The organism is Sulfitobacter sp. CW3, assembly GCF_019392245.1.
In the GTDB taxonomy this organism is placed as follows: domain Bacteria; phylum Pseudomonadota; class Alphaproteobacteria; order Rhodobacterales; family Rhodobacteraceae; genus Sulfitobacter.
The window spans coordinates 433,285-452,580 of the sequence record NZ_JAHXRL010000001.1 but is presented as its reverse complement, the minus strand read 5'-3'; the positions used below and the strand labels follow the sequence as shown (position 1 = coordinate 452,580).

Here is a 19,296-nt window from a genome sequence, read left to right as displayed (position 1 = left end):
GGCAGCGCCCCCGACCGAGGCTTAAAAACGCCCCAAACGCCGCATGGTTTTCAGCATCTGGCGCGATTGCTTGCCTTGCTCTCGTGCCGCACGGTTACGGCGCGCGTCTTCCTCGGGTGACACGTCAGGCTGTTCGCCCGTGCCCCGTTTACCTTTGCCGATTTTGGACGCCTGATCAAAACCAAAGTTCACACCACGGTTGATCAGTTGGCCCATAACGCGGCGCATAATCATATTCATCATCTGGTTCATTGTTCGACCTCGTAATTTCGCGCGAAATTTGTCTCTTGCCTTTAATATAGCAGGTTCTTCGGCAATTTTCAGGCCTCAAGACGTTTAATCTTCAAAAAGCTCGCTTTGGCCTTCCACGTCTTCCTCGCCGTCGTCCTCGTCGCCCGCCATCAGCGGCAGCCCGCCAAAGGCCGGACGGCTTTCCAATAGCCCGGCAGAGCGCAGTTCTTTCAGGCCCGGCAAATCGCGGGGGCTTTCCAGCCCGAAATGCGCCAGAAACCCTTGCGTCACGACAAAGGTAACGGGCCGCCCCGGTGTCATCTTGCGCCTGCCAAAGCGGATCCAATCCAGTTCAAGCAGTTGATCCAAGGTGCCCCGAGACACGGAAACACCGCGAATTTCTTCGATTTCGGCGCGGGTGGCAGGTTGGTGATAGGCGATGATGGCCAAGGTTTCGATCGCGGCACGCGACAGCTTGCGCACTTCAACCGTCTCTTTTTGCATCAAATATCCCAGATCGGCAGCGGTGCGCATCGCATAGGCATCGCCGATCTTGGCCACTTGCACGCCGCGCCCCTCATAGCGCTTGCGCAGATGCACCATTGCTTCGGCCGCATCGCAGCCATGGGGCATGCGCGTTGCGATGTCGCGAAGTGTGATGGGTTCAGCGGTGGCAAAAAGAATGGCCTCAAGCATGCGTTCCTGTTCGGCCACAGGAGGGGCTTCGAACAGGCTTTCTTCTTTATCTTCAACCGCTTCATTCACGACGTTGTTCCCTTTTGCGCAGCTCAATCGGGGCGAAAACCTCTGATTGACGGATCTCCAAATGGCCCTCTTTGACCAGCTCAAGCGACGCCGCAAAGGTCGATGCCGTGGCCGAACGGCGCATGACCGGATCTTCTCCCCACCCCTCGGGCAGATAGCTGGTCAGATCACCCCAATCGCCCGCAAAGCCGATCAACCCGCGCATTCGTTCCAAGGCCTGTTCCATCGTGAACACCTTTTCGCGGTCCATCACAAAGGGGCGGAATTCATCGCGGGTGCGGATGCGTGCATAGCCTTGCATGAGGTCCAGCAAAGTCGCGCTATAGGTCACGCGGCGCGTGCGCTTGACCTCGTGGGTTTGACCGCGCGCAAAGAAGTCACGCCCCAGCTGATCGCGCGCCATCAGTCGCGCCGCCGCATCGCGCATCGCCTGCAAACGTTCCAACTGGAAGGCCAGATGGGCGGCCAGTTCCTCGCCTGTGGGGCCTTCCTCGGTCGGGTCGGGTGGCAATAACAAACGGGATTTCAGAAATGCCAGCCACGCCGCCATCACCAGATAATCAGCTGCCAGTTCCAGCCGCAGCGCCTTGGCCTTTTCCACAAACAGCAGATATTGCCGCGCCAGTTGCAGGACCGATATTTTGCGCAGATCGACTTTTTGGGTGCGGCTGAGGGTCAGTAAAAGGTCCAATGGCCCCTCGAACCCGTCAACATCAATGATCAACGCTTCTGCGGCCAGCCTTTCGGCGACCGTTGTCTGGTCTTCCTCAAAAAGGTTTTCAGCCATGAAGTTCCTCGCCCAAAAGCGCGTCAAGCTTCGCAGTCAGGGCGGAAATGTCAATCTCATCGGGGGGGACGCGCATAGAAAGCGCCCGTTCAGCACGGGTTTGCGCGGCATCGGTCATCTCGCCCGCCGCGTCAGCCACCAGACTGCGATCTGCAAGCAAGGCATTGCAGTACAAAATCACATCGCATCCCGCTGCCAATGCATCACGGCTGATCTGGTCAACGCTGCCGTCAAGCGCCTTCATCGAGATGTCATCGGTCATGATCAGGTTATCAAACCCGATCTCCTCGCGGATCAGCTGCATCATCACCGGCGACAGCGTTGCAGGGCGCGGATCAATTGCATCATACACCAGATGCGCCGTCATCCCCATCGGCAGGTCTTTCAGGTCCTTAAACGGCGCAAAATCACAGGTGGTGAGGTCGGCATGTGCGGCCCCGACCAAGGGCAGGTCAAAATGGCTGTCCATGGTCGCGCGCCCGTGGCCGGGCATGTGTTTGACCACAGGCAACACGCCGCCCGCCAGCATCCCGTCAGCCGCCGCGCGGCCCAATTCGGCCACCTGCGCGGCATCTGTTCCATAGCAGCGGTTGCGTAAAAACTCATGGGTTTGCGGGCCGGCAACATCGACCATGGGGGCGCAATTGCTGTCGATGCCCACGGCATGCAATTCCTGCGCAATCAGGCGAAAGCGGATGTACATCGCCTGTGCCGCGTTGGCACCGGCGGCCTGCACAAAATCAAGCGGGGCTGTCCAATCACGCCAGATCGGGCCCCGCAGGCGCTGCACACGTCCACCTTCCTGATCGACGGTAATCACAGCGTTATGGCCCGCTGCCTCGCGCATTTCATCGCACAGGGCGCGGACCTGATCAGGCGTATCGATATTGCGGGCGAACAGGATAAACCCAAACGGTTTCACGGCACGAAACAGCGCCTTTTCCTGCGCAGTAAGACGTAGACCAGTCGCATCCAGTATCGTCGCGCCAAACCGCATTAGCGGGTCACGACGGGGATACAATCAGCGTTTTCGGCCACAAGTGCGGAACAAAAGCGACGTGCGTCGGCGATGTCTTGGAACCCGTGCGCGCGCAGGCGATAGAAGGTGCGCCCGCCACTGCTGGCTTCTTGAACGATGCGGGATTTCCCCTCGAGGTACGCACCGAAACGGCCATTCAACTTGTCCCATTGACTGCGCGCGATCTCGGGCGTGTCAAAGGCACCAAGCTGCACCAACCGCGTGCCCGTGGGCAGGCTGTCGGCGGAAAGCTCTTTTACCTCGGTCGCAGATGCGCTGGTGTCAAATGCCGCTTGGGTCACCACAGCACGCACAGCGGGCCGCGTTTTCGGGCGCAATGATGCCTTTACCCCAGGCTCAGCGACCATTGCCACTGCGATGGCATTTGAAACAGCCATATCGATCGCCGCAGCGTCGATTGAAACGCTTGCCTTGATCGGCTCCACCGCGCCAGTGTCCATCGGCTCCATATCTTCGGTCAATTGTGCGACCAAATCGTCAACATTACCGCTGTTAAGCGCCGCACTAACGTCAGGGGTTGTTGGAATAGGGGCTGCGGCCTGTGGCACAGGTGCAACCATTGATGCCAGAACCGGCTGGTCCTCTGCGTCAAGATCCAGAGGTCTGGGGGCCAGAATAACACGTTCCGCGACCTGATCTGCCGTCCCGTCGGACGCTACAGCATTGACCGACAGCCCCTGGTTTTGCGCCAGTTGACCACCGGGATTTTCGGGGCGCACACGCATGTCACCTTGGGCTGCGCGGACGATCGGAATACCGGTCACATCACGCACAAGCAGCTTGTAACCCCAAACACCAATACCAATAACAAGGGCTGCAGACAAAGCCGCCCCTGCGATATTGGTCATGTTCGCCAATGGGTTAGACCGCCGAGGGGCCACATCATACAAATCGGAATCTGCGTAGTATCCCCCACCCTGGGGGGAAGACGTGTAATCTGCCATCTTTGCCTCACTGCCCGCCGCTCGTTAATCGGCGCGGGTCTGCACCTTGAATTTGCCTGTCCGGCAGGCGTGCGTTTAACGCATCTCTTCTGCCGGGGTTACGCCGAGAATACCAAGACCTGACGCAATTACAATCGCTGCGGCCTTTGCCAGTGCGATTTTTGCCTGAGACACGCCAGCATCGTCCTGCAAAAAGCGCAGCGATGTCACGTCATTGCCGCGGTTCCACAGCCCGTGGAAATCGCCAGCCAATTCGTACAGATAGAATGCAATCCGGTGTGGTTCGTTACTGCGCGCCGCCGTTTCAACCAGACGCGGCCACTCTGCCAGCTTGCCTGCCAGCTTCAGTTCTGCCTCGTGGTCCAGCAACGACAAATCGGCAGCTTGCAACGTGGCCATATCCGTGGCGATGCCAGCCTCGGCTGCCTTGCGCAGAACCGAATTCACCCGCGCATGGGCGTATTGCACGTAAAACACGGGGTTTTCGCGGGATTGCTCAAGAACCTTGGCAAAGTCGAAATCCAACATCGCATCGTTCTTGCGCGTGAGCATCACAAAACGCGTCACATCAGGGCCAACCTGATCGACCACATCGCGCAGGGTAACAAACGTCCCTGCCCGCTTGGACATCTTGAATTCTTTGCCATCTTTGAACAGCTTAACCAGCTGGGTCAGCTTGATATCCAGCGGCACGGTGCCACCGGACAACGCGGAAACCGCCGCCTTCATCCGTTTGACATAGCCGCCATGGTCGGCACCGAACACGTCAATCAACATGTCAAAGCCGCGCTGCACCTTGTCATAGTGATAGGCGATATCAGGGGCAAAATACGTCCAGCCACCGTCGGATTTCATCACCGGACGGTCAACATCGTCGCCATGTGCGGTCGACTTGAACAGCGTTTGTTCGCGCGGTTCCCAATCCTCGGGCAGCTTGCCCTTTGGCGGCTCAAGAACGCCTTCATAGATCAGGCCCTTGGATTTCAGATCATTAATCGCGGCTTCAATCCGGCCTGTGCCGTACAGCGACTTTTCGGAAAAGAACACGTCCATTTTGACGCCCAAAGACGCCAGATCGGCCCGGATCAAGTCCATCATCGCCTCGGTGGCAAAGTTGCGCACGTCTTCCAGCCAGACATCCTCGTCCTTGCCGATATAGGCGTCACCTACCTTGGCTTTCAACGCCTCGCCGACCTCGATCAGATAGTCACCGGGATAGGTGCCTTCGGGCCAATCGACAGACAGATCATGCGCTTCAAGATACCGATTATAGACCGACCGCGCCAGCACATCGACCTGCGCCCCGCCGTCGTTAATGTAATATTCACGCGTGACGTCAAAGCCCGCGAAATCAAGCAAAGACGCCAAAGCATCGCCAAAAACCGCGCCACGGGTGTGGCCCACATGCAGCGGACCCGTGGGGTTGGCGGATACATATTCGACGTTTACCCGCTTGCCCTTGCCCAGATCACCGCGACCGAAATCAGTGCCCTCGGCCAGAACAGCACCCACAACGCCCTGCCAGACAGACGGCGCAAGACGCAGGTTCAAGAACCCCGGTCCCGCAACCTCGGCAGATGTAATCCGCGGATCTTCGGCCAGTTTTTCCGCCAGTTTCTCGGCGATATCACGTGGTTTCATGCCTGCCGGTTTCGCCAGCACCATCGCGGCATTCGTGGCCATATCGCCATGGGCCGCATCGCGTGGTGGTTCCACCGCAATGGCGTCAAAGCTTAGGCCGTCGGGCAAAAACCCATCGGCAACAAGCGTATCAAGCGTGGACAGCACATGGGTGCGGATATCGGCAAATAGGTTCATTTGGGGCATTCCTTCGGCTTAGCCCCGTGTATCACCTGAAAAACCGCCAAACATCAAGAGCGCTTAGCCCTTGATCAGCCGTTCATGCTCCTGAAGCGCAAAGCGGTCGGTCATCCCAGAGATATAATCGCTCACGATCCGCGCGAGCGCCGTATCATCCTGCGCATCCTCTACATCCTTACGCCATTGTTTCGGCAACTCTTCGGGATGCGCGCAGAAATGCGGGAACAAATCATTAACCACTTCCGTCACCTGTTTGCGCATGATCACAACCGATGGGGCGCGGTACATACGGTCAAACAAAAACGCCCGGATCACCTTGAGGTCCTGGAACACGGGGTCCGAAAACTGGATCAACGTGCGGCCCGCCATGCGAATATCAGTCGCGGACTGCGGCTGCATTTCCTCCAAACGGGTCCGTGCAACGGTAATCACGTCCTCGACCAGCACGCCAAAGAACCGGCGCAGCGCTTCGTGACGGCGGCGGTAATAGTTCAGACCGGGGTACAAACGGTCAACTTCGGCAAAGTTGCGGTCAAGAATGGGCAGCTCAGCCAGCTCGTCGGTCGAAAACAGCTCGGCGCGCAGCCCGTCATGCAAATCATGGTGGTTATAGGCCACATCATCGGCAATCGCGGCCACCTGCGCCTCGGCGCTGGCATAGGTGCCCAACTCCAGATCATGCTGGCGGCCGTAAACCTCAAGCGCCCAAGGCAGCGGGCCGGTCACCGGACCATTATGCTTGGCAATGCCTTCCAAGGTCTCCCACGTCAGGTTCAGCCCGTCGAATTCCGCGTAATGCCGCTCAAGATGTGTCACAATCCGGATCGCCTGCGCGTTGTGATCAAACCCGCCATAGGGCAACATCAACGCCTGCAATGCGTCTTCTCCGGTGTGGCCAAAGGGCGGATGGCCCAGATCATGGGCCAAGGCAACGGCCTCGGTCAGCTCGGCGTTCAAGCCCAATGCGCCCGAAATGGTGCGCGCCACCTGCGCCACCTCGATTGAATGGGTCAGACGTGTCCGGTAATAATCACCCTCATGTTCAATAAACACCTGCGTCTTGTGCTTAAGCCTGCGAAAGGCGCTGGCATGGATAATCCGGTCACGATCCCGCTGAAAGCAAGACCGGAATGTACTCTCCTCCTCCGGCATCAACCGTCCCCGGGTCGCTGCCGGATCAGAGGCAAAAGAAGCGCGCATGATCAGTGGTCCTTGTGGCCTGTCCTGTGGCTTTCTATATTGTAAGCAACGACAGATGGAAACCGATCACACCGGAGCCCGAAAATGAACCTGCCACCCAAAGTTACCTCCCGTGCTTTTGACCGTCTTGCCGAAATCGGCGCGGCGGCAGATGGCAAAGCCCTGCGCGTCGCAGTCGAAGGCGGCGGATGCTCTGGCTTCCAATATGAAATCATTCTGGATGATCCCAAAGACGACGACATGATCCTCGAAGGGGCCGGTCAAAAAGTCGTGGTCGACAGCATCTCCCTGCCGTTTCTGGCGAATGCGACAATCGACTTCTCCGAAGAACTCATCGGCGCGCGTTTCATCATTGAAAACCCCAACGCAACCAGCGCCTGCGGCTGTGGTACGTCTTTCTCGATGTAGCGCCCGCCCCGAGGTTTCATTTCGCCAAAAAAACTCCCGCCGGAGGCTGACCTCATGCCAATGAGGTCATTGCCCCCGAACAAGCGCGCGAAAACCCTTGAAAAAATGCGTCGAACTTCGGGCTAGACTGTTCTGCCTGCGCAATCACGGTCTGCTCGACCCCGCTTAAATCCGGAAAAAGGCTGCGCCGCATACGAGGCCAGTCTGGCAGTCGTTTCGACCCCAGCTTGAACAAGCTTTCTGACAATCCGCGCAACGCCCCCTGCCCGGCCATCGACCCCTGAATGGTAACCTGCCCCGCCGGTATCGCCTGGTTGAACGCTGGGCGGTCTGTCAAATGCGCCAGCCAACCCGTGACAAGATAGCCATGGTAGGCATCCGTCGCCCCGGCCGCCCCGCCAATCATGGTACAGCTTGTGTGGGTTTGAACCACCAATCGTTCCCAGATCGGGCTGGGCACCACGCCAGCAAAGCGCAGCGCGGCACAAATTTCCGACAGTAAATCAATATCTTGGTCCAAAAATGCCAAGAGGCCGGCATATTCAAGGCTGGTCAATGTCTCGGGTGACAAGGCCGGATCATGGCGGCCATAATCGCTCAGATAGAAAATGATATGGGCCAGCTCATAGGCTGCTTTTTTGTTGGGCAAGACAAAGGTTTCCGACCGCGCGATAAAGCTTTGCAATCGGTCGCCAAGCGCCTCCGCGTGGCACTTTGTCTGCACGCCGCGCCGCGCCAACAATCGCGCCGCTTCAGCCCGCTGCAAATCCGACAGTTCAGCCTCGACCAACCCTTGCGCGGCGACCCAATGGCATAGCGCCTCTCCCTGAGTACCGCCCGCGCCCAGATCCTCGAGATCCAGACAGATCGACAGGTAAAACCGGTAATACTGGGGGAAAAACTGAAGTTGGGTTCGGACCCCGTCATAAAACGCCCCGTAAGGTTCAAGGGCCAGATCGGAAATATCTGCTGACATGCTGGCCAGAATACCCAGCCATTCGGCGTTTTCTTTCAGCCAAAACACATCACCTGGAGCGCGGCGCTGATCCGCGAACATGGCGCTTATGGCATCAAACCCAGCCGGGCTGATCGCGTTGCGTGGCGTGAAGGAAAGAACATTGGACATCAACAGTCTCCGGAAAAGTTCTGCGCCGCATCAAGGGCGCAGAACAAGTTTCAACCTGGGCTCAGCAGCTGGTCGTAAACAGTTCGACCAAGTGGCCGGACGTCATTTCGGTACCGGCCGGGGCGCAGCTTGTGGTGAACAGTTCGGTGCCGCCGCCAGTCATCATCTGGATGGGTCCGGCGCTGGATCCGGTGGTGAACAATTCAGTGCCGCCCCCGGTCATCATTTGGACGGGTCCTGCGCTAGATCCGGTGGTAAACAGCTCTGTTCCCTGTCCAGCATGCATGGATGTCATCGCCGTTGGAACTGCAGCGGATTGTGTATCATCAACATAAGCAAATGCGGTCATTTTAGGTCCTCTTTGAGGTTAAGGTTTCTATGACTGCAACCGGTGGCAGCAGTCATTTACTAACTAATCGGCAAAGTGGTTACTCACGCGTTAATTCCCCTAGTGATGGAAATTTATAGAAATTATCCACAGTTTTCAATTCTACAAATGAACGTTGATAACGGCGTTTAATGAAACAAATCCACATGTTATCCACAGATACTATCCCCATGCTTCAATCTCCACCTAGGATTGAATAGATCGTGTTTTACTAAAATCCGCGGGCCGAATCGTCCCAAACTGCCTTGGGTTTTGACGCGCGTTGCACTTGCCCCACTGCGCTGGATACGCGATAGCTGGACCTATCATCTGGCTTGGGGGCAATCATGAAAATCGCGACGTTCAACATTAACGGCATCAAGGCCCGCATCGACGCATTGCCCCAGTGGCTGGATGAGGCGCAACCCGACGTGGTGGTGTTGCAAGAGATCAAATCAATCGACGAAAACTTTCCCCGCGAACTGTTCGAGGATCGTGGATATAATGTCGAAACCCACGGGCAAAAATCGTTTAACGGGGTCGCGATCCTGTCAAAGCTCCCCCTCGAAGACGTGACCCGCGGCCTGCCCGGCGATGACGACGATGAACAAGCCCGCTATATCGAGGCATCGGTGATGGGCGACAAACATGCCATCCGCATTTGCGGATTGTACCTGCCCAACGGAAATCCGGTGGAGTTGGACAGCGCGGGCACCCCGGTCGCCGGTGGTAAATACGCCTACAAGCTGGCGTGGATGCAGCGCCTGCAAGACCGCGCCAAAGCCCTGTTGGCCGAAGAGACGCCGTTCTTGATGACCGGTGATTACAATATCATCCCCCAAGCCGAAGACGCAGCCAAACCCGATGCCTGGCGCGAGGATGCCTTGTTTCGCCTGGAATCGCGCACTGCCTGGCGGCGGTTAATCGCGCTTGGGCTGACAGACGCATTTCGCGCCCGCACCCAAGGGCCGGGGCATTACAGCTTTTGGGATTATCAGGCGGGGGCATGGAACCGCAATAACGGCATTCGCATCGACCATTTCCTGCTAAGCCCCGCCGTGGCCGATTGTTTGCGCGACTGCCAGATCGACAAGAATATACGCGGGCGGGAAAAGCCGTCGGACCACGTGCCGGTCTGGGTTGATCTGGATATCTAGGCGTTACTATTGCCATACGCGGCGGGGGGCCAGCCCCCCGACCCCCGGGATATTTCAAAGCCAGAGAATAAAGGCATCACGCCTGAAGTTCGGCATCCCAATAGAGAAAATCCATCCAGCTTTCGTGCAAGTGGTTCGGTGGAAACTTACGGCCCATATTGCGCAAAGCCTCGGCGTCGGGTTGGCGCGGCGGTTTGCGCAGCTGAAACCCGGTTTGGTGCAGCGCCTTGGAGCCTTTGCGCAGATTGCACGGGCTGCACGCTGCCACCACGTTTTGCCAGCTTGTGATACCACCCGATGCGCGCGGCACCACGTGGTCAAAGGTCAGATCGCCCCGTGCGCCGCAGTATTGGCAGCAGAATTCATCTCTCAGAAATAAATTAAAGCGCGTGAAGGCCACGCGCTTTTGAGGTTTTACATAATCTTTGAGGACGACAACCGAGGGGATCCGTATCTCCATCGAGGGGCTGTGCACGTAGTCGTCGTATTCGGCGACGATATCGACCCTGTCCAGCCATTTCGCCTTGATCGCATCCTGCCAAGGCCACAGTGACAGCGGATAGTAGGACAATGGCCTGTAATCCGCATTCAGCACCAAGGCCGGTCTGTGTTTCAACCCTGCAGGGCTGCGCGTAAATTCTGTTCTGAAATCGCCGTCCATGTAACTTAAACCCTTTGCCGTTCCGCGTCCGGTCCGGCGGGAACAGCCCCGCCGATGGTTAAAACTATATCTCGTGTTTTGCGCCTGACAAGTCGCAAATAAACACAAGATGTCGCAGAAATGGTATGATGGTTAAGTAACAGGCATATGAAGAACCATTGCACACCGGGTGCAAAGGTCAAAATTCTGTCAACACAGGAGCGAGAGGATATGGAGTTTGACTGGCATGCGGATGAGATCAGCCGCGCGACCCCATTGAATACGGCGTACAAATCAACCCAGAATGTCAGGCGGTTTTTGCGCAGCCAGTGCGGCGAAGCGTTCAAGTTCGACCGCCCGTTCATGGCCTGGATCAGAAGCGGCGCGCCTAAAACAATGGGCGACGTGGCCGATGAATGGACACGCCGCCAAGGGGGCGCTTAAAGCCCCAGTTTGTCGCGCATGAAAGCCAGCGAGACGCTTAGCCCGTCGGGCGCGATGCCGTGGCCGGTGCCTTTCATGATATGGGCAAACACATCGGTCCAGCCGGCGTCTTGCAAGGCTTGGGCCGCTTCGGGCAGCGATTGTGGTGGCACCACATCATCAGCATCGCCATGGATCAACAGAACCGGCGGGCGCACAACAGTGTCGTCCTTAAGCGCGTCAGGGTTGAGCAAACGCCCCGAAAACGCGACGATACCCGCCACGGCGTCTTCGCGGCGCGGGGCCACGTGCAGCGCCATCATCGTGCCCTGGCTAAAGCCAAAGAGAACGACCTGTTCGGGCAACAAGTCTTCATCCACCATCAGCGCATCGAGAAACGCGTTCAGGTCCTGGACGGCCTGCATCATGCCGCGCTCGGATTCTTCTTCGGATGAATTATCGATCCACGGGATCGGAAACCACTGGAACCCCATCGGCGCACCGGCGCAGGCCTCGGGCGCATCGGGGGCAATAAACAGCGTGTCGGGCAGATGTTCGCCCAAGGGATCGGCCAACCCCAACAGGTCAGCACCATTGGCCCCATAGCCGTGCAGGAACACGACGGCAGACCGCGTTTCCCCCGATACCGGTTCGCGGCGTTCTGCATTTAAGACACGTGTCATGTGATCCCTTCCCTTTGTTTTACAACGCGGTAGTACGAAAACAGCGCACGGGCTGCAACCGACCTCCACGGTGACCAATCTTCGGCCATAAGCGCCAGCTGTTTCGGCTTTGGCCGCTCGGGCAGATCAAAAAGCGTTTTGGTGGCCTCTTGCAAGGCCAGATCGCCCTCGGCAAAGACATCGGCGCGGCCCAGCGAAAACATCGCATAGATTTGCGCCGTCCAGGTGCCGACACCGGGGATCGCGATCAGGGTCTTGATCACGTCATCGTTGGGGGCATCGCGCAGGGCAGCATAGTTAATGCCCGCCTGCGCCAACGCCAAACTATAGCGGATCTTCTGGCGGCTCAGGCCCGCTGCACGCAAGCCCTCTTCGCCCGCCGCGATAATCGCCGCCTCGTGGGTCAGGCCCTGCGCATCCATCTTGGCGCGCATTGCGTTGGCCGACGCGACCGATACTTGCTGGCTGATAATCGCCCCGATCAATGCGTCAAACCCATCGGCGCGCAACCGCAGGGGCAACGGGCCGGTGGCCTGCAACGCATCGGCAAAACGCGGGTGCGCGGCGGCCAGCCAAGCTGCCCCTTCGGCCACATCCGCATCGCACGTGATAACCCGACCGACGCTCATAGGGTATCCAACCATTCAAGTGCTGCCTGTGCCGAACCCAGTATTTGCGCGCCCGTTGGCGGCGCTGGTCGGTCGATCACGATGGTACGCAACCCCATCTCGCGCGCGGCATCCAGCTTGGGGCGGCTCGGGGCACCGCCCACGTTCCGGCAAATCATCGTGTCGATGTTCAACTGCTCGAACAGCGCTATTTCCTGTGCAACCGTAAAGGGCGGCGTGCCAAACACCGGTTCCACAAAATCGGGCAACCCTCTGCGGGCATTCGGGCCGTTCTGGCGCAAGAACAGACGCGCGCCACTAAAGGGCGCGAATTGTGCGACGGTGCCCCTGCCCGTTGCGGCAAAAACCCGTGCGCCCGGCAATATCAATGCGCCCGCGTCAGCAACCGATCCGGCCCGCAATAACGGCGGATCAACGGGCCAGACCGGCCGCAGCACCCGCGCGTAAGCCAACCCCAGATCGGCGGCGGCTGTGGCAGCAAGATCGGACACGTCAGAATCAAACCCGTGGCCCGCGTCGCAAATCGCGGTGATGCCCTGCTGTGTGAGAAAAAATTTCATATCCTCAAGCGACGCAGGTGCCCAGATTTGCGAGGCGACGGCCAAGGGGCCAAAACTGCGTTCCGGCGCGCGCAGGATCGCCTGCATTCTTTGCCCATTCTGCGCGATTTGGGTTGCGATATCATGCGCCTCGGCGCTGCCCGCGATCAACAATATATGAGAGGTCGGTTCCATGCTGCAATCGTCGCCCAGCCAGCGGGCAGACACAAGGGGCTTGCCGATCCCAAAACCTGAGTTTACCCCGTTGGCATGACAATGATTGATGATACCCGCGCCAAGCGCAACGTGGCCGTTCTGGTCACCGCGCAGGCATTCCTTGGCAGCCAGATGCCGATGTATTTTGTGATTGGCGGATTGGCGGGGCAACAGCTGTCGCCCAACGTTTGCCTTGCGACCTTGCCGATCTCGATGATCGTGTTCGGGTCCATGACAACCGCGCCTTGGTTGTCCGGCGTGATGCAGAAATTCGGGCGGCGTGCGGGTTTCGTGGTTGGTGCGTTTGGCGGCATGGCCGGGGCCGCGATCTGCGCCTATGCCCTGACGGTCCAAAGCTTTCTGATCTTCCTGCTGGGCAGCTATCTGATGGGCATCTACATGTCATCGCAGGGTTTTTTCCGTTTTGCCGCGACAGACACCGCATCAGATGAATTCCGCCCCAAGGCGATTTCATATGTGATGGCAGGTGGGCTTTTGTCGGCGATATTGGGGCCGCAACTGGTGGGGCTTTTAACCGATGCCAGCCCCGACGCGACTGTCATGCGGTTTTTCCCCGTATACGTGGCCGCCATTGCGTTGAACGCGGTTGGCATGCTGTTGTTTGCGTTTCTGCAAATCCCCAAACCGCCCGTGCCGTCCGTTGATGCGCCCAAGGGTCGCACGCGGATGGAGCTTCTGAAGACGCCGCGCATTGCGGTCGCAGTGATCTGCGGGATGGTGTCCTATGCGCTGATGAACTTGGTCATGACATCGACCCCGCTGGCGGTTGTCGGCTGTGGCTATAACATTGTCGATGCGTCCCATGTGGTGACGGGTCACGTGTTGGCGATGTATGCACCGTCGTTCTTTACCGGCCATCTGATCGCACGTTTCGGGGTCGAGAAAATCCTGGGCCTTGGCATTGCAATTCTGGCCGTTGCAGGAATGGTCGCCTTGCAAGGGGTCGAACTGGGCAATTTCTACATCGCGTTGATCTTGCTGGGCATCGGCTGGAACTTTGGCTTTATCGGGGCCACATCGATGCTGGCTGGCGCACATGAACCCCACGAACGTGGACGGATGCAGGGATTGAACGATCTGTTGGTGTTCGGTGGCGTGACCTTTGCATCGCTGGCCAGTGGCGGTTTGATGAACTGTTCAGGCGGCAGCGCTGTCGAAGGCTGGGCCGCTGTGAATATCGCGATGATCCCGTTTCTGGTGCTGGCCGGTGGTGCGTTGATCTGGCTTGTACTGCGTCAAAAACCTGAACAGGCGTAACCTTACCAACGCCCGCTTAGGGCGCGCCACGGCAGGGCAAACCGGTCAATCGCGGGCAATGTACCGGACCCGACGCGCGACGGCGTCTCAATCGCGGCTTTCAGCACCGCCGCGCTTGCCCCGATGCTAAACAGCGCGGGCCGCGCGGCCGCCGATACTTTGCCACGCGATTGACGGGCTTTCTCCAGCCGTGTCAGTGCCTTGCGGGCCAGTTCGGATACGCCGGCATCCGTGCCATCCAATAGCGGGACGCGTCCCTGTTCCACCAGTTCCGGGATCGCATGCAGCCACGCAGCCACGCCCGCGCCATAGCCCGCATCGCGCACAACAGTCTCGTCCGCAGCACCCAAGCTGGATGCCGCGACCCACATCAAGCTGCCCGCCGTCTGATCAATATAGGCGTCGAAATGCGCCGTATCCTCGAACGCATCGCGGTAGATGTCCCATCGCCGCGCGCCCACCAATGTATCCAGATGATGCGCCTGATCCGCCGCAATGACAGCCGCCAAGGGCGTTGCAACCTCGTGCCTGCGCACGGGGCCGGATTGCCCGATTTCGTCGCAAACATCGCGCCACCACTGCAGGCGCATTTCAGCGATCATCGCCTCTTGGGTCACCCAAGGCGCGCGCGCCGCTTCGATATTGAACGCATATAACGGGAACAGAACCCGCCGCGCCGCAAGGGGGGCCGCCATAGCCGCGCGAAACCGCAGCGGGTCCGCGCGTTCAACAATCGCGGCGCAGGCGGTCAGATCATCATCAAATTGCATCCAGAAAATCCAATATAGCCTGAGCTGTTTCAGGGGCATCAACGATTGCCAGATGCCCGTATCCTGGCACGATCAGATAGGTGCCTTTGTCGTTCACGGGGGCCATCGTTTCCTCGTATTTATCCGCATAAAACGCGCTGTCATCGGCCCCCGCAACCAGCAAGAACGCCGGCAATGCGGCCACATCTGCCAGATAATCGGCTCGCGGCGCAAAGCCCCTGTTCATCCGGTAGCTATAGGCAGTGGTCGCAGTATCGCCCAAGGGGCCGTCCAACACCTGCTGGGGCATTGCGAACTGGATCACCGTTTTATCATTCAACGCTGTGATGTGGAAAGCGTTCAGGATCGACAAGCCGATAATCCGGCGCAACTGCACCGTTTCCCAGCCGCCCGAATTTTCCTGCGTTGTCGGCGCGTTATACTTGAGGAACGGGGCCAGCAGCACCGCGCCATCCAGCAGGGTGCCATATTCGCTGCCAGCAAACCGCGCGACCAACCCGCCGCCAGACGAATGCCCGCCCATCATGATCTTTTGGCCCGGCACATGCAGCGCGGTGATCAGATCAACCAAATCATCCCCCAGCTGGGCGATATAATCAATGTCGCCGCGCCGACCCGGTGCCGTGCCGTGGCCGCGCAGATCAGGGGCCAGAACTGTCGCCTTTTCGCTCAGTTTTTGGGCCATCTCGACGAATTGCAGCCCGTGCCAGCCGGACCCATGCACCAACACCAACAGCGGTGCCCCCGCCGGCCCGTCAAACCGGCGATATTTCAACCCATAGCCATCGCGCATGGCGGTGCTCAGCAAGGGTGGGATCACGGGCATGGCGGTGTCTTGCGACAGATATTCGTCGAAATCCAACACCTTAGCCTCGGCGACAGGTTTGGCGGGATCGGTCACAACCAGCCCCACGGCGACAATCAATGTGACTATCACGCTTAACGCAATCGAAAGGGCGATCTTAATCAGCATGCTCGCCGCCCATTACGTCTTGATGTCCCGGATAAGCTTCCAGCGGATCGCGTCCAACAGCGCCTCAAACGACGCGTCCACTATGTTTGCCGATACCCCGACAGTGGACCAACGCCGCCCCTGCCCGTCTTCGCTGTCGATGATGACGCGGGTCACCGCTTCTGTACCACCTTGGGTGATGCGCACCTTGAAATCGACCAGATGCATGTCTTCCAGCAGGGCAGAATACTGCCCCAGATCCTTGACCAACGCCTTGGAAAGCGCGTTCACCGGGCCGCGATCGCAGCCCTCGGCATCCATGCTTTCGCTGACAGACAGACGCTTTTCGCCGTCGACTTTCACCACGACAACGGCCTCGGACAGGCTGACCATCTGGTCGTATTTGTTTTTGCGCCGCTCGACCGTCACGCGATATCGTTTGACCTCGAACAGGTCCGGCATCTGCCCCAAGGCCTGCCGCGCCAACAGCTCAAAGCTCGCCTGCGCAGTGTCATAGCTATAGCCATCCGCCTCGCGCGCCTTGACCTGATCCAGGATCAACCCAAGCGCCGGATCGCCCTTGGCAACCGTCAAACCCGCGCTTTCCAGACGGCGGCGCAGGTTGGATTGCCCAGCCTGATTGGACATCGGAATGATCCGCGCATTGCCCACCAACTCGGGCTGGACATGTTCGTAGGTTGACGGGTCTTTCAGGATCGCGGACGCGTGCAGCCCCGCCTTATGGGCAAAGGCCGACGACCCGACGAATGCCGCTTGTTTCATCGGCACACGGTTCAGTATTTCATCAAGGCTGCGGCTGATCTGGGTCAGCCCCTCAAGCGCGTCCAGACTGATGCCGGTATCATAGGTGCTGGCATAGGGTTCTTTCAGCAGCAAAATCGGGATGATCGTGGTAAGGTTCGCATTGCCACAGCGTTCGCCCAGCCCGTTCAACGTGCCTTGGATTTGACGCGCGCCCGCATCCACGGCGGCCAGCGAACAGGCAACTGCATTTTCGGTGTCATTATGCGTGTGAATGCCCAGATGTGCACCGGGAATACCGGCCGCAATCACTTCGGCGGTGATCCGCCCCACCTCGGCAGGCATGGTGCCGCCATTGGTGTCGCACAGCACAATCCAGCGCGCACCTGCGTCATAGGCGGCCTTGATCGCGGTCAAAGCATAGTCGGGATTGGCGCGGTAACCGTCAAAGAAATGCTCTGCATCAAACAGCGCCTCGCGGCCTTGGGCGACCAGATAGGTGATTGATTTTGCAATATTTTCGGTATTTTCCGCCAGATCGATGCCAAGGGCGGCTGTGACGTGAAAATCATGGGTCTTGCCGACCAGACAGACGGTGTCGGTGCCCGCATTCATCACTGCAGCCAGCACATCATCGTTCTCGGCTGAAAATCCCGCCCGTTTGGTCATCCCGAAGGCCGTCATCTTGGCGCGGGTGTGCGGCGCATCGTCGAAAAACGCACTATCGGTGGGGTTCGCCCCCGGCCAGCCGCCTTCGATATAATCCACACCAAGGCTGTCTAAGGCGTTAGCGATGGTGATCTTCTCCGCGGTCGAGAATTGCACCCCTTGGGTCTGCTGCCCGTCACGGAGGGTGGTGTCGTAGAGGTAAAGGCGTTCGCGGGTCACTTCCTCACCTCCGATTTCATTTTGCCAAATAAACTCCGGGGAGCGTGAGGGGCGGGCCCCTCACTCCCGCCGCAACAAACTGCGCCACCATTCGCAAATACGCGCATCATTTGAGGGCCTCTAATATGGCTGGGTTGAATTCAGGGCCAGGCACCAACTCAACGCTTTCTTTAGTCATCCTCACTTCAACCCCTGCTTGCTTAAGGCCCGCCTTGAGTTGATCTACTGTTGAAAAATCTTTTGTCTGCATTGCAAGATTGCGAGCGATCACGAAACGTAGATGGACGTCGTCGAGCAAGTCCTTATTGTCTCGCTTCCGAGCAGCCCTTTTTAACATCAATTCATACAAACCCAGAACTTCTAGACCTGTCAAAAACTCCACACAGGCCACTTGCAAAGTAGCGCCGTCGCTCTCCCCGGGGCCTCGCCCTTCCGCTAACTTCCCGACTAGTTCAGCCGAAGCGCGCAGACAGGTCAAAGCGCCACTCGTATTAAGATCTTCGATCAATGTTTCTCGAATACCTTTCGGCACATCTCCCCAAGCATTCGAAGGGACAGCTCGATGAGCAACGGCAATGGATAACGGGGAGAGCAATGCATCAAGCGTCTTCTCCGCCTCTTCGCGCTTCTTCTCCGTCCAGTCCATCGGCTTGCGGTAATGCGTGCTTAGCATCACGAACCGGATCACCTCGCCCGGCACACCCTGATCCAGCAAATCGCGCACGGTAAAAAAGTTGCCCAGCGACTTGGACATCTTCTTACCCTCGACCTGCAACATCTCATTGTGCAGCCAGTAGTTCGCAAAACCCGACCCCGGATGCGCACAGCAGCTTTGGGCGATCTCGTTTTCATGATGCGGGAACATCAGATCGTTGCCGCCGCCGTGAATGTCGAAATGCGCGCCGAGCAACTCGTAAGACATCGCGGAGCATTCGATATGCCAGCCCGGACGGCCACGGCCCCACGGGCTGTCCCAGCCCGGCGTGTCCGCATCCGACGGCTTCCACAGAACGAAATCCATCGGGTTACGCTTGTAGGGGGCCACTTCGACCCGCGCGCCGGCGATCATGTCATCAATCGACCGCCCCGACAGCGCGCCATATTCTTTGTAGCTTTCGACGGCGAACAGCACATGCCCCTCGGCAGCATAAGCATGACCGCTGGCGATCAACCCCTCGATCATCTTGACCATCTGCGGAATATACGCCGTTGCGCGCGGCATCTCGTTGGGCTCAAGCGCGCCAACAGCGGCCATATCGTCCAGAAACCACTGGGTCGTCTCAGCGGTGATCTCGGCAATCGAGCGGCCGCTTTCGGCAGCACGTGCGTTGATCTTGTCATCCACGTCGGTGAAATTGCGCACATAGGTCACGTGATCCGGCCCATAAACATGGCGCAGCAACCGGTACAGCACGTCAAACACGATCACGGGCCGCGCGTTGCCCAGATGCGCACGGTCATAGACCGTAGGCCCGCAGACATACATCCGCACGTTTTCAGGATCGATGGGAACGAATTCCTCGCGTTTGCGGGTTTTCGTATTGTGCAGCTTGATCGTCGTCATATGGCGCGTCCTTACGCAAGTATGGCGCGGGCATGGCACATTTGGTTTGAAAAGAAAACGCTATGAACAGGCCCGCTGGAAAGTCTCAGCAGGAAATACAGCAAATA

At 58.4% G+C, this 19,296-nt stretch carries 21 protein-coding genes; 4 read left to right on the top strand and 17 right to left on the bottom strand.

Annotation, left to right across the window (positions count from 1 at the left end; translation table 11 throughout):
- Nucleotides 1–21: 21 nt before the first annotated feature.
- The 7 genes from KZZ06_RS01965 to KZZ06_RS01935 all read right to left on the bottom strand — a co-directional run bounded on the left by KZZ06_RS01965 (nucleotide 22) and on the right by KZZ06_RS01935 (nucleotide 6,787).
- Nucleotides 22–252, bottom strand: coding sequence for a hypothetical protein (locus KZZ06_RS01965; RefSeq protein ID WP_219578339.1), 231 nt, complete (start codon nucleotides 250–252; stop codon nucleotides 22–24).
- Nucleotides 253–336: 84 nt separating this feature from the next.
- Entirely contained in the window at nucleotides 337–996 is a 660-nt protein-coding gene (scpB, locus tag KZZ06_RS01960; protein WP_219578338.1) for an SMC-Scp complex subunit ScpB, read from the bottom strand.
- Nucleotides 989–1,783 (bottom strand): ScpA family protein, encoded by a 795-nt coding sequence (locus KZZ06_RS01955; protein WP_219578337.1) that lies wholly within the window; start codon nucleotides 1,781–1,783, stop codon nucleotides 989–991. Before KZZ06_RS01955 ends, scpB begins: the two co-directional genes overlap by 8 nt.
- Nucleotides 1,776–2,780 carry a beta-N-acetylhexosaminidase gene (gene nagZ / locus KZZ06_RS01950; RefSeq protein WP_219578336.1) on the bottom strand — a complete coding sequence of 335 codons (1,005 nt, stop codon included), beginning with the start codon at nucleotides 2,778–2,780 and terminating at the stop codon, nucleotides 1,776–1,778. Before nagZ ends, KZZ06_RS01955 begins: the two co-directional genes overlap by 8 nt.
- Entirely contained in the window at nucleotides 2,780–3,670 is an 891-nt protein-coding gene (locus tag KZZ06_RS01945; RefSeq protein ID WP_257884154.1) for an SPOR domain-containing protein, read from the bottom strand. Before KZZ06_RS01945 ends, nagZ begins: the two co-directional genes overlap by 1 nt.
- A gap of 171 nt (nucleotides 3,671–3,841) precedes the next feature.
- Nucleotides 3,842–5,584 carry an arginine--tRNA ligase gene (gene argS / locus KZZ06_RS01940; RefSeq protein ID WP_219578334.1) on the bottom strand — a complete coding sequence of 581 codons (1,743 nt, stop codon included), beginning with the start codon at nucleotides 5,582–5,584 and terminating at the stop codon, nucleotides 3,842–3,844.
- A gap of 63 nt (nucleotides 5,585–5,647) precedes the next feature.
- Nucleotides 5,648–6,787, bottom strand: a complete 1,140-nt coding sequence (locus KZZ06_RS01935) for a deoxyguanosinetriphosphate triphosphohydrolase (RefSeq protein WP_219578333.1) — start codon at nucleotides 6,785–6,787, stop codon at nucleotides 5,648–5,650.
- 84 nt (nucleotides 6,788–6,871) lie between these two features.
- Between KZZ06_RS01935 and KZZ06_RS01930 the strand changes: the two genes are divergently transcribed.
- On the top strand, nucleotides 6,872–7,195 hold the full coding sequence (locus KZZ06_RS01930) for an iron-sulfur cluster assembly accessory protein (protein WP_219578332.1): 324 nt from the start codon (nucleotides 6,872–6,874) through the stop codon (nucleotides 7,193–7,195).
- Between the two features lie 52 nt (nucleotides 7,196–7,247).
- On the opposite strand, the gene KZZ06_RS01925 is transcribed toward KZZ06_RS01930, so the two are convergent.
- Together KZZ06_RS01925 and KZZ06_RS01920 are read right to left on the bottom strand one after the other, a co-directional pair.
- A complete protein-coding gene (locus tag KZZ06_RS01925) occupies nucleotides 7,248–8,321 on the bottom strand; it encodes a hypothetical protein (protein WP_219578331.1) in 1,074 nt (357 codons plus the stop codon).
- A 61-nt stretch (nucleotides 8,322–8,382) separates the two neighbouring features.
- Nucleotides 8,383–8,670 carry a DUF6749 family protein gene (locus KZZ06_RS01920; protein WP_219578330.1) on the bottom strand — a complete coding sequence of 96 codons (288 nt, stop codon included), beginning with the start codon at nucleotides 8,668–8,670 and terminating at the stop codon, nucleotides 8,383–8,385.
- Between the two features lie 365 nt (nucleotides 8,671–9,035).
- Here KZZ06_RS01920 and xth point away from each other — a divergent pair, with 365 nt between their 5' ends.
- Nucleotides 9,036–9,845, top strand: a complete 810-nt coding sequence (gene xth, locus KZZ06_RS01915; RefSeq protein WP_219578329.1) for an exodeoxyribonuclease III — start codon at nucleotides 9,036–9,038, stop codon at nucleotides 9,843–9,845.
- A 76-nt stretch (nucleotides 9,846–9,921) separates the two neighbouring features.
- On the opposite strand, the gene KZZ06_RS01910 is transcribed toward xth, so the two are convergent.
- The gene (locus KZZ06_RS01910) at nucleotides 9,922–10,506 is read right to left on the bottom strand and encodes an HNH endonuclease (RefSeq protein ID WP_219578328.1); all 585 of its coding nucleotides are present in this window, start codon (nucleotides 10,504–10,506) and stop codon (nucleotides 9,922–9,924) included.
- A 210-nt stretch (nucleotides 10,507–10,716) separates the two neighbouring features.
- Between KZZ06_RS01910 and KZZ06_RS01905 the strand changes: the two genes are divergently transcribed.
- A complete protein-coding gene (locus KZZ06_RS01905; RefSeq protein ID WP_219578327.1) occupies nucleotides 10,717–10,929 on the top strand; it encodes a DUF6434 domain-containing protein in 213 nt (70 codons plus the stop codon).
- Here the strand turns inward: KZZ06_RS01905 and KZZ06_RS01900 are convergent.
- The 3 genes from KZZ06_RS01900 to KZZ06_RS01890 are packed head-to-tail and all read right to left on the bottom strand — an operon-like array spanning nucleotide 10,926 to nucleotide 12,954.
- Nucleotides 10,926–11,591, bottom strand: a complete 666-nt coding sequence (locus KZZ06_RS01900) for an alpha/beta hydrolase (RefSeq protein WP_219578326.1) — start codon at nucleotides 11,589–11,591, stop codon at nucleotides 10,926–10,928. The two genes, KZZ06_RS01905 and KZZ06_RS01900, sit on opposite strands and share 4 nt — an antisense overlap.
- Nucleotides 11,588–12,220 (bottom strand): DNA-3-methyladenine glycosylase, encoded by a 633-nt coding sequence (locus KZZ06_RS01895; RefSeq protein WP_219578638.1) that lies wholly within the window; start codon nucleotides 12,218–12,220, stop codon nucleotides 11,588–11,590. The genes KZZ06_RS01900 and KZZ06_RS01895 overlap by 4 nt, the downstream gene beginning before the upstream one ends.
- Nucleotides 12,217–12,954 carry a precorrin-6A/cobalt-precorrin-6A reductase gene (locus KZZ06_RS01890; RefSeq protein WP_219578325.1) on the bottom strand — a complete coding sequence of 246 codons (738 nt, stop codon included), beginning with the start codon at nucleotides 12,952–12,954 and terminating at the stop codon, nucleotides 12,217–12,219. The genes KZZ06_RS01895 and KZZ06_RS01890 overlap by 4 nt, the downstream gene beginning before the upstream one ends.
- A 75-nt stretch (nucleotides 12,955–13,029) precedes the next feature.
- On the opposite strand from KZZ06_RS01890, the gene KZZ06_RS01885 reads away from it, so the two are divergent.
- Nucleotides 13,030–14,253 (top strand): MFS transporter, encoded by a 1,224-nt coding sequence (locus KZZ06_RS01885; protein WP_219578324.1) that lies wholly within the window; start codon nucleotides 13,030–13,032, stop codon nucleotides 14,251–14,253.
- A gap of 2 nt (nucleotides 14,254–14,255) precedes the next feature.
- Here the strand turns inward: KZZ06_RS01885 and KZZ06_RS01880 are convergent, their stop codons facing one another.
- The 4 genes from KZZ06_RS01880 to cysS all read right to left on the bottom strand — a co-directional run bounded on the left by KZZ06_RS01880 (nucleotide 14,256) and on the right by cysS (nucleotide 19,189).
- Complete coding sequence (locus KZZ06_RS01880) at nucleotides 14,256–15,023, bottom strand: squalene/phytoene synthase family protein (protein WP_219578323.1); 768 nt, start codon at nucleotides 15,021–15,023, stop codon at nucleotides 14,256–14,258.
- Nucleotides 15,013–15,996: an alpha/beta hydrolase gene (locus KZZ06_RS01875; protein ID WP_219578322.1), complete on the bottom strand. Its 984-nt coding sequence runs from the start codon at nucleotides 15,994–15,996 to the stop codon at nucleotides 15,013–15,015. Before KZZ06_RS01875 ends, KZZ06_RS01880 begins: the two co-directional genes overlap by 11 nt.
- 12 nt (nucleotides 15,997–16,008) lie before the next feature.
- Nucleotides 16,009–17,625 carry a citramalate synthase gene (gene cimA, locus KZZ06_RS01870; protein WP_219578321.1) on the bottom strand — a complete coding sequence of 539 codons (1,617 nt, stop codon included), beginning with the start codon at nucleotides 17,623–17,625 and terminating at the stop codon, nucleotides 16,009–16,011.
- A 106-nt stretch (nucleotides 17,626–17,731) separates the two neighbouring features.
- Nucleotides 17,732–19,189, bottom strand: coding sequence for a cysteine--tRNA ligase (gene cysS, locus KZZ06_RS01865; protein WP_219578320.1), 1,458 nt, complete (start codon nucleotides 19,187–19,189; stop codon nucleotides 17,732–17,734).
- Nucleotides 19,190–19,296 lie beyond the last annotated feature (107 nt).

Excerpts from the sequence above, each read along its gene's own strand:
- KZZ06_RS01965 (WP_219578339.1), bottom strand. The coding sequence starts at position 252 with ATGAACCAGATGATGAATATGATTATGCGCCGCGTTATGGGCCAACTG.
- KZZ06_RS01955 (WP_219578337.1), bottom strand. The coding sequence starts at position 1,783 with ATGGCTGAAAACCTTTTTGAGGAAGACCAGACAACGGTCGCCGAAAGG.
- nagZ (WP_219578336.1), bottom strand. The coding sequence starts at position 2,780 with ATGCGGTTTGGCGCGACGATACTGGATGCGACTGGTCTACGTCTTACT.
- KZZ06_RS01945 (WP_257884154.1), bottom strand. The coding sequence starts at position 3,670 with ATGACCAATATCGCAGGGGCGGCTTTGTCTGCAGCCCTTGTTATTGGT.
- argS (WP_219578334.1), bottom strand. The coding sequence starts at position 5,584 with ATGAACCTATTTGCCGATATCCGCACCCATGTGCTGTCCACGCTTGAT.
- KZZ06_RS01935 (WP_219578333.1), bottom strand. The coding sequence starts at position 6,787 with ATGCGCGCTTCTTTTGCCTCTGATCCGGCAGCGACCCGGGGACGGTTG.
- KZZ06_RS01930 (WP_219578332.1), top strand. The coding sequence starts at position 6,872 with ATGAACCTGCCACCCAAAGTTACCTCCCGTGCTTTTGACCGTCTTGCC.
- KZZ06_RS01925 (WP_219578331.1), bottom strand. The coding sequence starts at position 8,321 with ATGTCCAATGTTCTTTCCTTCACGCCACGCAACGCGATCAGCCCGGCT.
- KZZ06_RS01920 (WP_219578330.1), bottom strand. The coding sequence starts at position 8,670 with ATGACCGCATTTGCTTATGTTGATGATACACAATCCGCTGCAGTTCCA.
- xth (WP_219578329.1), top strand. The coding sequence starts at position 9,036 with ATGAAAATCGCGACGTTCAACATTAACGGCATCAAGGCCCGCATCGAC.
- KZZ06_RS01910 (WP_219578328.1), bottom strand. The coding sequence starts at position 10,506 with ATGGACGGCGATTTCAGAACAGAATTTACGCGCAGCCCTGCAGGGTTG.
- KZZ06_RS01905 (WP_219578327.1), top strand. The coding sequence starts at position 10,717 with ATGGAGTTTGACTGGCATGCGGATGAGATCAGCCGCGCGACCCCATTG.
- KZZ06_RS01900 (WP_219578326.1), bottom strand. The coding sequence starts at position 11,591 with ATGACACGTGTCTTAAATGCAGAACGCCGCGAACCGGTATCGGGGGAA.
- KZZ06_RS01895 (WP_219578638.1), bottom strand. The coding sequence starts at position 12,220 with ATGAGCGTCGGTCGGGTTATCACGTGCGATGCGGATGTGGCCGAAGGG.
- KZZ06_RS01890 (WP_219578325.1), bottom strand. The coding sequence starts at position 12,954 with ATGGAACCGACCTCTCATATATTGTTGATCGCGGGCAGCGCCGAGGCG.
- KZZ06_RS01885 (WP_219578324.1), top strand. The coding sequence starts at position 13,030 with ATGACAATGATTGATGATACCCGCGCCAAGCGCAACGTGGCCGTTCTG.
- KZZ06_RS01880 (WP_219578323.1), bottom strand. The coding sequence starts at position 15,023 with ATGCAATTTGATGATGATCTGACCGCCTGCGCCGCGATTGTTGAACGC.
- KZZ06_RS01875 (WP_219578322.1), bottom strand. The coding sequence starts at position 15,996 with ATGCTGATTAAGATCGCCCTTTCGATTGCGTTAAGCGTGATAGTCACA.
- cysS (WP_219578320.1), bottom strand. The coding sequence starts at position 19,189 with ATGACGACGATCAAGCTGCACAATACGAAAACCCGCAAACGCGAGGAA.